This is a genomic window from Synechococcus sp. RC10A2, assembly GCF_047502605.1.
Genome location: NZ_JANSHP010000048.1, coordinates 1 through 12,340, shown reverse-complemented (window position 1 = coordinate 12,340; position 12,340 = coordinate 1). Strand labels below are relative to the sequence as shown.

11 protein-coding genes and 1 pseudogene are annotated in these 12,340 nt (G+C 57.6%); 7 read left to right on the top strand and 5 right to left on the bottom strand.

Annotated elements, in window-relative coordinates; genetic code table 11:
- The 6 genes and pseudogenes from NW848_RS06525 to pxcA form a co-directional block, all read left to right on the top strand.
- Window positions 1-398, top strand: a pseudogene (locus NW848_RS06525) (alpha/beta hydrolase); the annotation flags it as partial.
- Between the two features lie 210 nt (window positions 399-608).
- Window positions 609-1,013 (top strand): universal stress protein, encoded by a 405-nt coding sequence (locus tag NW848_RS06520; RefSeq protein ID WP_414347076.1) that lies wholly within the window; start codon window positions 609-611, stop codon window positions 1,011-1,013.
- Window positions 1,014-1,169: 156 nt separating this feature from the next.
- On the top strand, window positions 1,170-1,529 hold the full coding sequence (locus NW848_RS06515; protein ID WP_414390276.1) for a ferredoxin-thioredoxin reductase catalytic domain-containing protein: 360 nt from the start codon (window positions 1,170-1,172) through the stop codon (window positions 1,527-1,529).
- Between the two features lie 113 nt (window positions 1,530-1,642).
- Complete coding sequence (locus NW848_RS06510) at window positions 1,643-1,759, top strand: photosystem II reaction center X protein (protein WP_011431350.1); 117 nt, start codon at window positions 1,643-1,645, stop codon at window positions 1,757-1,759.
- Window positions 1,760-1,841: 82 nt separating this feature from the next.
- Window positions 1,842-3,245, top strand: coding sequence for a glycosyltransferase (locus tag NW848_RS06505; protein WP_099812766.1), 1,404 nt, complete (start codon window positions 1,842-1,844; stop codon window positions 3,243-3,245).
- Between the two features lie 157 nt (window positions 3,246-3,402).
- Entirely contained in the window at window positions 3,403-4,773 is a 1,371-nt protein-coding gene (pxcA, locus tag NW848_RS06500; RefSeq protein ID WP_414402780.1) for a proton extrusion protein PcxA, read from the top strand.
- A gap of 172 nt (window positions 4,774-4,945) precedes the next feature.
- On the opposite strand, the gene NW848_RS06495 is transcribed toward pxcA, so the two are convergent.
- The 5 genes from NW848_RS06495 to NW848_RS06475 form a co-directional block, all read right to left on the bottom strand.
- Window positions 4,946-5,464 carry a DciA family protein gene (locus NW848_RS06495; protein ID WP_240527320.1) on the bottom strand — a complete coding sequence of 173 codons (519 nt, stop codon included), beginning with the start codon at window positions 5,462-5,464 and terminating at the stop codon, window positions 4,946-4,948.
- Window positions 5,465-5,541: 77 nt separating this feature from the next.
- The gene (locus tag NW848_RS06490) at window positions 5,542-7,398 is read right to left on the bottom strand and encodes a mechanosensitive ion channel family protein (protein WP_414347069.1); all 1,857 of its coding nucleotides are present in this window, start codon (window positions 7,396-7,398) and stop codon (window positions 5,542-5,544) included.
- A gap of 82 nt (window positions 7,399-7,480) precedes the next feature.
- Entirely contained in the window at window positions 7,481-9,568 is a 2,088-nt protein-coding gene (gene uvrB, locus NW848_RS06485) for an excinuclease ABC subunit UvrB (protein WP_011431356.1), read from the bottom strand.
- 201 nt (window positions 9,569-9,769) lie between these two features.
- On the bottom strand, window positions 9,770-10,630 hold the full coding sequence (locus NW848_RS06480; RefSeq protein WP_414508991.1) for a hypothetical protein: 861 nt from the start codon (window positions 10,628-10,630) through the stop codon (window positions 9,770-9,772).
- A 28-nt stretch (window positions 10,631-10,658) separates the two neighbouring features.
- On the bottom strand, window positions 10,659-11,636 hold the full coding sequence (locus NW848_RS06475) for a CobW family GTP-binding protein (RefSeq protein WP_011431358.1): 978 nt from the start codon (window positions 11,634-11,636) through the stop codon (window positions 10,659-10,661).
- Between the two features lie 122 nt (window positions 11,637-11,758).
- Here NW848_RS06475 and NW848_RS06470 point away from each other — a divergent pair, with 122 nt between their 5' ends.
- Window positions 11,759-11,929: a hypothetical protein gene (locus tag NW848_RS06470; RefSeq protein WP_011431359.1), complete on the top strand. Its 171-nt coding sequence runs from the start codon at window positions 11,759-11,761 to the stop codon at window positions 11,927-11,929.
- Window positions 11,930-12,340 lie beyond the last annotated feature (411 nt).

The following is a 12,340-nucleotide window of genomic DNA, read 5'->3' as shown; positions in this document are numbered from 1 at the left end:
CCATGCAGCGAAAAATGTTTTGCTGTAGCCGAGAACAGCTCCTGGTGCGTATAGCCCAGAGCCTTCTGCCAGCTTCAGAACAGTGGCGAGCGCGCTCACTCTCCTATGCCCTGGCTAAAGATTTAGACACTTCCCCCATACCTCACTCCCTATTTCAGGTGGTAGCGATTCCAACCCAGAAAGTGTCGGTGCCGATGTTGGTTTGCGCCAGCGAGGATGACCCCATTGTGGATCCCGCTTCGCTCGAGAAGTGGGGAAACCACTTAAAGCCAGGGGATCAAATGTGGTTTTGCCCTGGGGGACGACAGTTTTTTCATTATTCTTTTCCAAGTTTGGTCAATCTGAAAATCATGGATTTTTGGCAGGAATTGCGTAAATTTCAGCCCAGCATGGCCTAAGGCGGCTGGAGTTTTGCGGGATGATGGGCATGGCCGCTCATCCCAACAGGAGAGGGGCTCCGTTTGCAGCCCAGGTCGAGCCCCTGACAATAGAAAAACGGGCAGGGGTGGAAGGAGGCCATTGAGCTTCCGGTAAAATTGATTGGTAGAATAGGGCCAGCCCCCGACGTGGATAGGGAAGGGGCGGGCTTAAGTGTGGGATCCGCGACTATGTTCGACAAACTGCTCTTTCCCATCGACAACTCGCGCGAAACTAGCCACGCCCTGCCCTTGGTGGCGGACATAGCGCAGCGCTACAAGAGCCAGGTCTATCTGCTCTCCGTCCTAGACAGCACGGACCTGAGCCCAGAGCAAGCCGAGCAAGCCCGCCAAAGTATCCACAACTTGCTCAAACAGGCTGAGGCTGGCCTCCAGCAGATTGGCATCCAAAATGTCAAGAGCGAGTATCGCGAGGGGAAGGTTCCTTTTGTCATCTGCGACGTGGCGGACGAGCTGGAGATCAGCCTAATCGTGATGGGATCCCGCGGCATCAGCCTAGCCGAAGGCCGGAAAAACGAATCCGTCAGCCACCGGGTCATCGACCTCTCCCCTTGCCCAGTGCTGGTAGTACCCTGAAGACCAGACCTTCTCTTTCCGGGGAGTGTGTTGAAGTTGTCTCAAAATGTTGCCTTGTGTAACAGCAAGGCCGTTTTTGTTCGTGTTGAGCAGGAGTCTGCTGTACAACGAAGAGCGAGGTAGCCCGGATTACTGGTTACACCCCTGGGAATCGGTATGGAAAATCAAAGTCGTGGTCACAACAAGGCCTCGCAGAGAACCTTCGAGGTGATGCGGCATTTCGCAGAAACCTACGCCAAACGTACCGACACTTTTTTCTGCTCTGATCCTACGATTACGACGGCAGTGATCGAAGGCTTGGCTCTCCACAAAGAGCAGTTGGGCGCTCCGCTCTGTCCCTGCCGCTTTTACGAAGACAAAGAGGCGGAAGTGAAAGCCGGCTATTGGAACTGCCCCTGCGTGCCAATGCGCGAGCGCAAAGAATGTCACTGTATGCTCTTCTTAACCCCAGACAACCCCTTTGCCGGCACCAGCCAAACCCTAGAGGAGGTGCCCCTGGAATACCAAACGAAATAATCGGCCAAGTGCCTGTCATTGGAGGGGACGATCGGGCGGGGAGGGGTGACAAAGATCGGTATAGTCAGAGAATAGCTGGGTAGTTGCTATTCGCAGGAGGAGGAAACTCTTTTATGACTCCCTCACTGGCTAACTTTCTCTGGAGCTTGCTGTACGGCGCAGTGGTGCTGGGGCTTCTCTTCGGCGCCATCGTCTTCGTCAGCCAAAGAGATAGGGTGCGTCGTCGCTGAGTCTCCTGCTCGCCAGGGCTTGTCTGCGGATTGCCCACCGCCCTTTATGATCTAAAGCTGATCTGGCGACATCCCGGGAGCGTTGACCCACCCCCTGCACTACTGGCGGCAAAAAAACCGCTACTACCACGAGGATCTGGAGCGGCTGCACCGCTTCTTCGTTCCCCCAGGCCTGCGCATTCTGGAAATCGGCTCCGGCACCGGATCCCTGCTCAACGCTTTGCAGCCCAGTTTTGGGGTGGGGATTGACTGGGACGCAGAGATTGTTGCCCAGGCGCAGAGGCAGTTTCCCCATCTTCACTTTCGGGTGCAGGATGCCCACACGCTGGACAAGCAGGATCCCATCTTAGCGGAGCCTTTTGACGTTATTTTGCTCGTCAACACCTTGGGCTACCTGGCAGACGTTCAGCAGGTTCTTGAGCGGCTGCGCCGTTTTTGTACCCCGCGCACTCGCCTGATCCTCTCGTACCACAACCCCCTCTGGGAGCCGCTGCTAAGCCTGGCGACCGTCCTCAAGCAGCGCATGCCCCTGCCGGCAGCCAACTGGCTCTCGGCAGGCGATGTGGCCAATTTGCTGCACCTAGCAGGGTACGAGGTCATTCAGCAGGGCAAGCGGCTGTTGTTGCCGCGGCGGATCCCACTGCTTTCGACGCTGATTAACCGCTTCATTGCCCCCTTGCCCGGGATCAACGCCCTTTGTCTAACGGAATACACGATCGCCCGCCCCCAGCCCGATCCCGCCTGGGATCCCCCCCTTGAGGAGCAACCTTCTTGCACAGTGGTGATCCCAGCCCGCAACGAGGCGGGCAACATCCGCCGCTGTGTGCAGCAGTTGCCAGAGATGGGATCCCGCACCGAGATCATTTTTGTAGAGGGGCATTCCAGCGACGACACCTGGGCTGAGATCCAGCGGGTTCAGGACGAATACCAGGGGATCCGCACCATCCAGGCTCTCCGGCAAGAGGGCAAAGGCAAGGGAGATGCGGTGCGCAAGGGGTTTGCCGCGGCCAGCGGCGATGTGCTGATCATTCTCGACGCCGACTTGACTGTCCAGGCGGAAGAGCTCCCCAAGTTTTTCCGCGCGGTGGCCTCCGGGCGGTGCGACTTTGCCAACGGCTGCCGCCTCGTCTATCCCCTGAAACCAGAAGCGATGCCGCGCCTCAACCAGTGGGCCAATCGTTTTTTTGCCGCTCTCCTCTCCCACATTCTCGGCATCCGCATCAAAGATTCCCTCTGCGGCACCAAGGCCCTGTGGCGGGAGGACTATTGGCAGATTGCCAAGCTGCGGCAAGAATGGGGGGATTTTGACCCGTTTGGGGATTTCGACCTGTTGTTGGGGGCGGCCAAGCGCACCCTCAAGATCCTGGACATCCCGGTGCGCTACTTCCCCAGAACCTATGGGCGCTCCAACATCCAACATGTGCGGGACGGGCTGCGGCTGCTGCAGATCTGCGCTTTTGCCCTCAGCCGCTTCAAGGGATCCTGAGCCCTAACCCCTTCAACACGGTTTTGATCCAGACGGGCCGCTTCCCCATCCGGATCCCTGCCCAGCCTCCCAGAAGTTGTTACAATAGTTAGCCATTGAAAAATGCATGGATCAGCCCTGAGAAAAACCGCCACAGGAAAAAGCAATGGGGGAATCCGTGTTGAGCAGGCTCGGCCAATGGATCTCAAGTACTCCCCTACGCTCCCTCGATCGAGCCTATGAAGCTGCCCTGCGCATCAAAGCCATCGAAGACCGCTACTTTCAGGGGGGATCCATCGGCAGCAACGGAAACCACGGCCAAAACACCAGCCGCTACTTTCAGATCCAATTGCGCCAGGAATTGCGTCAAATTGATCTTAGTTTAGCGGAGTTCAGGGCCAGTAGCGTTTTTTCTCGCCTGCCGGATCCCGAGCAAAATGGCAGCGGCCCTCCCTTCTCTTCCGACAAAGATCAGGCCAAAGAGGCCCCCGTCGGCCCTTCTGAAAACGACGGTAAAGACGCTGAAAATGGCCGGCAAAGTCGGGATCCCTCGATTTTGGAAAAGCTGGAGTTTATCGATCAGGTGACCTCGCGCTACAAGCGCCCCGCTGCTCAACCCAGGTCCACCTCCCCTCCGCCCAACTCTCAAGAGCAACCAGAGCCACTGACCTCAAGCCAGCCGGAGCCCTCCGATCCCTCCATCAAGACCAATCTTGCTAAGACAAACCTCGACAACAGCAATGCCCCGGTTGCCTCTAAAACGGCCCTCCTGCCTCGCTCCATCCTGCGTACGGCCAACCAGATCCGCCGTGAGCTGAGTTCGCAGGCAGAAGAAGAGCTGCTCCAGGAGTATCGCAGCCAACGCACGCGCACACTGGTGGCAGTTCGGTTTTTGTTGCTGCTGGCCATTTTGCCGCTGCTTGTCCAGATTTTCTCGAAACACTTCCTGTTCGGGCCGTTGGTGGATCGCTTTCAGCCGCGGGAGCCCACCATTCTGGCTCTGAGCTACGAATTTCAAGAAAAGGCTCTCTCCGAGTTTGAGTTTTTCAAGGAAAAAATAGAGTTTGAGCGGGCTTTACACCACCAATCTCCAGAGCTCGACCTGGAATCCGAAGACCAACTGTCCAAGAAGGCAGAGGAGTTGCTGCAAAAATACAGCCGTAAGAATTTGGAAGGCCTCAAGAACGTCCTTGCCGACGTGCTATCGCTGCTGGTGTTTGGCTGGCTGATCTTCATCGGGCGCGAGGAAATTGAAGTTCTCAAGTCTTTTTTGGATCGCCTGATCTATGGCCTCAGCGACAGTGCCAAGGCTTTCATTATTATTCTCTTCACAGATGTGTTCGTCGGCTACCACTCTCCCCATGGCTGGGAGGTGCTGCTGAGCAGCTTAGCTGCCCACCTGGGTCTGCCAGAAAACCGCAATTTTATCTACGGCTTTATTGCCACTTTTCCGGTTTTCCTCGATACACTCTTTAAGTACTGGATCTTCCGCTACTTGAACCGCGTATCGCCGTCGGCGGTGGCCACCTACCACGCCATGAACGATTGAGGGTTTGCAGTTGCCTTCATCGAGAATCCAGGCCGCTGCCGCCACCATCCACAACCTCAGGGGGAGTTCCCCTCACCCCCGGCCCCTCTCCCTCTGGGAGAAGGGAGCTGGGGATCGACCTAACGAGTTGTTTCGTTGCCCCTGGAAACAGCCCTAATTTGAGTTCCCTGAGTTAGCTGCGCACGCGCAAGGACTGGCGATGGCAAAACCCGCAGACCAACCAACGCTCCAGTTCGGCGGCAGGGGCGGGGCAGCCACAGGCAGGGCAAGGGAACAGGTTTTGCTGAGTTTGTCTCTGTTTCACCAGTCGGGCCCAACGTTCGAAAGCGGCTTTAGCATCGGCGGGAGACGGCCGTGAGCCGGAGCGGCGAGCGGTTGCAGGCTGCTTTTGGGCTGGGGTTGCAGATGAGATGGGGTAAAACTTGCCTACCAACTCCGCATCAGGGTGGGGAGCGGACGGGCTGGATCCCTCGTGCCAAGCGCCGGGGCTGAAGCGAATGTCGCTGAGAGGAGGGTGCAGGCGGCTGTTGAGTTTCCTGAGAATGAGCTGGCGCTGCAGAGTTAAGTTTTGCGCCCAGGACGGGGTAGAGGTGGCCACCTGTAGCACCTGGCGGCGCAGGTTGAGGGGATAGGTTTGCGCTGCTACCGCCTCTCCCACCACTTCCGGCCAGAGCTGTCTTAGGAGCTGCATTTGCTTCAGTTCAGCCCAACACGGATGGCTGCCAAAGCTACCCAGTGCCTCATCTAACCGTTGCAGCATGGTGTCGCTCAGGAAACGCCATTTTGGTCTTCCAACGATTTTGCCGCTTCGCTGAGGGCGGACTGAATGGAAGCGGCATCGGGCAGGGAACGGGATCCGCCGTTTTGACTGGGGGGAGCAAATCCTTCGAGGCTGCGAATGTGAATATCTTGCTGGGGGAAGGGGATGCGGATCCCACGCCGGCGAAACTCTGCTTCGATGGCAAAGTTCAGCTCGCTGATCAAGACAAATTGATCCTGGGGCCGGTTGATCCACACCAGCAGCTCAAAGTTGAGGGAAGAGGGGCCAAAAGACTTGAGCCACACCTGCGGGGCGGGGCTGCTCAGTACCCGCGGATTTTCCTTGGCGGCGCTGAGCAGGGCTTCGGTGACCAAGGTGGTATCGGAGCCGTAGGCCACGCCCACGGGAATGTGGATGCGACAGCGGGGATCCCGGTAGCTCCAGTTCACCACCTTCGACTCGGTGAAGCGGGAGTTGGGCACGATTACAAAGATGCGATCCAAAGTGCGCAGGACGGTGGCCCGCGGGCCAATGCGCTCCACGGTGCCGAGCAGGTTGTCCACTTCCACCAGATCCCCGACTTGGATGGGGCGCTCCAGCAGGATGGCGATGTAGCTGATGTAGTTGTTGGAGAGGTTTTGCAGACCAAAACCGATCCCCAAACCCACCGCCCCGGCAATCACCGCCAGGGATCCCAAATTGAGGCCACTGAAGGGCAAGACCAAGAGGATCCCGAACAGGGTGAGGATGTACTTGAAGATGGCCGTTGTAGACTCCTGGGTGCCCAGATCCAGTCCCAGCCGGCTCAGAAACCGCTGCTTAAAGCCAACGCTGACGTAGTGGGCAACGGTGAAGACCAAAGCGGCCAGCACAAAAAAGACCAGCAAGCTGGCGATGGAGACGCTGGAATTGGGCAGCGGTTGGGTGAGGACGCCCAGCGCCGTGGCCACCACGCGCCCCAAGCCCAGGTAAAAAGCGCGCTGAAAAGGCCGCAGGGCAGGTATAAAGCTGATGCCGCGATCCAGAGAGATGCCGGCAATGAGAATTGCTCCCAGGCCTCGCAGCAGCACCCCTGCGATGTCGATCCAGCTCCCCCAGGCCGGGTCGGCCTTGAGCTCCAACCAACTTTGCAGGCGGACGAGACTGCGGTCGAACAGCCGCCAGAGAAAGAACCCCACTGCCACGGTGGCCAGCCCGGCCAGGATGGTGAGCATCAGCACGCGCGGATCCTGCGCCCGCTGCAGATCCAGCCGATCCTGCCGGTACTCGGCAATGGCTTGCTCCAGCCGCCGCGCCCAAGTGTTGGCCACCAGACGCACGTCGTTGAGGCTCACCTGGCCCAGCGGCACCCTGCGCTCGGCGGCGGCGTCGGCATAGGTGACGGTAAACAGATACCGCTGGGTGGCCTCAAAGCGACCTCTTTCTCCCAGGCGGAGGACGTACTGGCCGTTGGCATCCTGGGCCACCCGTACCTCCGGCTCTGGCAACTGGCCTTCTTCCAAGAAGCGCTCAATGATTGCCCGCACGTTGTCGGCCCGCACATCGCTGGGGTATTCTGCCGTCTGCAGGCGAAACACCGGAATGTTCCCCACCAAGACTTCTGTGCCCTCTTGGCCGGTCAAGGGGATCCGCAGTGGGCTAGAGGTCGGGGAAGGGGATCCCTCAAGAGTTGGCGCTTCGGCAGGAGTGGGGTGGGAAAAGCCGGGATCCCGCAACTCGAGGGCTTGGGCCACCGGGATCCCAGCAGCCTTGGAGACCGGAGCGGGCAGGAGCCAGAGGCCAATCCCGGCTATCAGCCCCACCGCCAGGGCCGCTCCCTTCAGCAGGACAGAGTCTCGAATGGCTCGTTGGACCCGAACGCCCATTGTCTTGGGGATCCCTAGGATGCTGCTGTAAGCCTATGGTGGCATAAGCAAATCCCGATTTTGGCCGATCCAAGCGAGGACCTTAAGTGCTCTGATGGTGGCCCAAAAGGCGTTGGCGCAGCTTTTTAATTTGGTCTCGCAGTTGCGCAGCTTCTTCAAATTCCAGGTTTTTGGCCGCTGCTTTCATCTTCAGTTCCAGTTGGCCGATCAGCTCTGGAATCTCCGAAAGAGGGATTTCGTCTGCAACTGGAAAGGCTTTTTCCAGGTCTTGGCTGTTGAGTTTGCGGGAGATGGCCAAAAAAGACAGAATGGCGTTGCTGTTTTTCTTAATAATGGGCTTAGGAGTGATGTTGTGTTGGCGGTTGTATTGCAATTGAATCTCCCGGCGGCGCTGGGTTTCGGCGATGGCCCGGGCCATGCTGCCGGTCAGGGTGTCGGCGTACATCACCACCGTGCCACGGACATTGCGCGCTGCTCGCCCGATCATCTGAATCAGGGATCGCTCCGCCCGCAAAAATCCCTCTTTATCCGCGTCCAAAATGGCCACCAAGGAGACTTCCGGCAAATCCAACCCTTCCCGCAACAAATTGACCCCTACCAGTACGTCAAAAGCTCCTTCGCGAAAATCTTGTAAAATTTCGATCCGCTCAATTGAGCTGATCTCGGAATGCAAATAGCGAACCCGGATCCCGCGTTCTTGCAAGTATTCTGTGAGATCTTCGGCCATGCGTTTGGTGAGGGTGGTCACAATGACCCGTTCCGGGAGGCCCTGCTGCGAACGTTCCAATCGCAGGTAGATCTCTCCCAACAAATCCTCCACCTGCCCGGCTGTGGGGCGGACATGCACTTCCGGATCCACCACCCCGGTGGGCCGAATGACCTGTTCTATAACCCGACCGGTGCCCGGCACATAGAACTTCAGGGTTTTGCCGTTTTCCACCACCGTTTCAAATTGGGCTCCGCTTTGCTCCAGTTCCCAGTTGCCGGGCGTGGCGGAAACAAAGACGCATTGGTGGACTTTGGCCCAGAACTCCTCGGCTTTGAGAGGGCGGTTGTCGAGGGCGCTGGGCAGGCGAAACCCGTGATCCACCAGCACCTGCTTGCGGGCGCGATCCCCATTGTACATGCCGCGGATTTGCGGCACGGTGACGTGGGATTCGTCCACCACCAAGAGCCAATCGTTGGCCTTGAAATAGTCCACTAAACAAGCAGGCGGCTCCCCTTCCTTGCGCCCCGTCAGGTGCCGAGAGTAGTTTTCGATGCCGTTGCAATAGCCCACCTCCCGCAGCATTTCCAGGTCGTAGCGGGTGCGCTGTTCTAGCCGTTGGGCTTCCAGTAGCTTGCCTTGTTTGCGAAAGAAAGCCAGTTGCTCCTCCAGCTCCTGCTCAATGTTGAGGATCGCCTGCTGCAACTGGGCTTCTGGCGTTACAAAGTGGCGAGCCGGGTAGACTCTGAGGGCGCTGAGGCTGGTCAAAATCTCACCTGTAACCGGATCAATCAGGCGAATGGCCTCGATCTCATCGCCAAAAAATTCAATGCGGATCACCCGATCTTCATACGCCGGCACAATTTCCAGCACATCGCCCTTGACGCGAAATCGCCCCCGCGCCAGCTCCAGGTCGTTGCGCTCGTACTGAATGCCGGCCAGATCCCGCAAGACCTCCCGCTGGTTGATCTCCTGGCCGACTTGGAAGGGGATGGAAGCCTTCAGGTATTCCTCCGGCATGCCCAAGCCGTAGATGCAGCTTACCGAGGCCACCACGATGACATCTCGCCGTTCAAATAGAGAGCGGGTAGCGGAGTGCCGCAACATGTCGATCTCATCGTTGATGGAAGAAGACTTGGCGATGTAAGTATCGGTGCTGGGCACATAGGCTTCCGGTTGATAATAGTCGTAATAGCTGATGAAATATTCGACGGCATTGTAGGGAAAAAGCTCTCGCAGCTCGTTACACAGTTGGGCGGCCAAGGTTTTGTTGGGAGCCATCACCAAGGTGGGCCTGCCGACTTGCTGGATAGTATGGGCAATGGTAAACGTTTTGCCGGTTCCGGTTGCCCCCAGCAGGGTTTGAAAGCGATGGCCCTCTAAAATCGACTTCACCAAGCCGGCAATCGCCTTGGGTTGATCCCCCGTGGGCTGATAGGAAGAAACCAGTTGAAACTCCGACATAAGTCTATCCGTTGATCTTTTGAGGATCCATGGTTGAGTGTTCTGGTTAAGACTTTTAATTTAGACAACTGGGCAGTTACAGCCTGCTTGGCCAGAACCTATATCGTCCCATAAGCTAAAACCTTTGTCAGTGGAGTTTCCGTCGGTGCGCTGGATCTCCTGACGAAAGAGCAAGCTGTAGTTGAATTCGGCGGCTACACCTCACAGGCTGTAAATTTGTCCATCGATTAGCAGATGGGTAATGCCTTTCTTCTGCAATTGTGGGCGTACAATCTCCAGAATGTATCCGGGAAATTGGATGACCCGGTAGGGCGGATAGGTGTTGCTGCCACGACGGCTCATCTCGGAAAAGCGCCGAGCCACCTTGTGGTTGTCGAAAATGGGCAGCGTATTGGCGTTTTCGATCCCCTCTACGGGCAGGGATCCCAGCCCCAGAAATTCCTTGAGGGGGCGGGTGGTCAGCTCTTGGTAGCGATCCACCACAACATAACAGGTCTCAGGCAGGTCGAGCTTCTCTAGGGGGAGTACTTGGATGTGATGGACGGGATCCGCCAAGGGATCTTCTGAGGGCACCGCTGCCGCGTCGTCTAAAAAATCGTCGGCATCCTCTTCTTCGTCGTCATCGTCTTCTTCGTCTTCCAGGTCGTTGTCCTCGTCGTCTTCTAGGTCTTCTTGAAGCTCGGCTACGAGCTGGGCCGGCAATTCTTCGGGGGCCAGTTCTGCCACCGTGGCCGTCCTGTCCTCAGGGATCCGCTCCCCTTCGCTGACATCGCTGAGATCGGAGGCGTCGGCAGCCCCCTGTGGGGGCAAGACCTGTTGCCCCTCCATGCCGTCCAGGGGAAGGGTGGGTTCCTCGCCCGTGTCTTTGCGGCGAGCTGCTGAGCGTTTGAGCTGGATCAGCCGCTGGTACTCGTCGGCAGCGATGTTTTCCTTGAGGACACGGGTGATGGTGGTAACGCTTACCCGAAATTGCTCGGCCAATTCGGCGGCAGTGGCTGCCGAGCCGCGGTAGGTGCTAACAATTTGCTGTTGTTCTTGTTCTGAAAGTTTGCTGCGGCCCATCGCGGTTATCCCATCCCAAAACTTGGACTCATGGGCAGGCGGCGGTTGCCCGACACAGCCGGTTGAGGCCGGCGGCCAGCGCTTCCCGCTCTAGTTCCTTGCCGATGAAGACAATTTTTGACCAACGCGGCTCATCGGGATCCCACTCCCGCTCCAAGAAGAGGGTCTGTCGTCGGCCCACCTGATGAAAGATAACCCGCTGCGGCTCGTCCGCAACCCACAGCACCCCCTTGGCGCGAAAAATCGTCTCCGGCAGATCCTGCAGCCAATCGCGGAAGGCCGCCAGATCCAGCGGTTGCTGCAGTTGAAAGCTCAGAGATTGGATCCCGTCTTCTTCCAGATGGTGACTGGGGTGAGCGTGACCTTCAGCCTCGGCAGCGGAGAGCTTGGGATCCCACAGCTCTGGGCGAAAGGCGTGCACATCCAAAATGCGGGCCAGGGGCACCTGGGCGTGGGTGGTGGGCAGACAGGGAGCGTCGGGGTTGTAGCGACGCAGATCTAACAGGATCTTCTCTTGTTCGGCTGGGGTGATCAAATCTACCTTGTTCAGGAGCAAGATGTCGGCGCTGCTGATCTGGTGGGCGGTAGTTTGGGACCGCTGGAAGTTGCGCCAGTACTCGGCCCCATCCACCAGGGTCACCATCCCATCCAGGCGCAGCTCCTCGTGGAAGGTTCTCTGTACAAACAGCTCGGCCACCTGCCTGGGATCCGCCACGCCGCTGGTCTCCACCACCAGGTAGTCCAACGCCTGGGCATGCTGAAGCAGCTCGCGAGCCGCCCGTTCGAGATCCTCCCGCACCGTGCAGCAGAGACAGCCGTTGCTGAGCTGCATCAGCCCTCCTTGGGGCATGTTGACCAGTTCGCCATCGATGGAGATCTCGCCAAACTCGTTGAGGATAACCCCGATGCGCAGCCCGTGTTCCTCCTGCAAGATGCGCTTGAGCAGCGTGGTTTTACCACTGCCCAAAAAGCCCGTCAAAATTGTAACCGGAAGCTGAGCTTTCATACATTCATTACATATCAATCACTCAAGACTCAATCGACAAGCGGCCAACAAACCCTTTTCTCAGGTTCTCTGGAGGCTCTACTAGCTTAGCTCCAGGGCCAGTTTTCCAGGATCTGGACTGAATGGCGGCGCTGCTGGGATCCCTAAGCCAGCAGGTTCGGGTGGACGAGGTGGGCATGCAATCCACCTACCCCGTCTGGGTGGGCTGCGCCGGCAGATCCGCTGGGCCGATGTCGAGCGCCTTGACCTCGCTCCACCAGCCAGGGGGGCCTGTTGACACTCCCACCGTCTAAAGGCGGGGGATTCTTACGCAGTCCACAAAAGAACCCGCAACGGCGTTGTCAAAGCGCCTCTAGACAGTTCCTTAACGCAAAGCCCCAAGGTTCTGCTGACTTTCTTAAGCAGGTTGGCGGCAGCATTTGCCTCAGCCCAGAGGGTCTCCACCCGTCGGGTTTTTCACCATAACTAGGTAGCTCATCTCCATCTAGGAAGCTTGCCTGCGAGCTGTACGCCTCCTCTACCTCAATAAACTCCATGCCATAATGCTGACATAATTGCGCAATACGCTCCTTGAACCGACCTGTTGGAATGAAAACAAAGTTTTGGTTAAAACCGCATTCTTGTTTTTGTTCTTTGTTCCAACCTAAGTAAGCGATAGTGCGAGAGGAAAGTCAACGGTACAATCACTACAACCATGGTGTGGG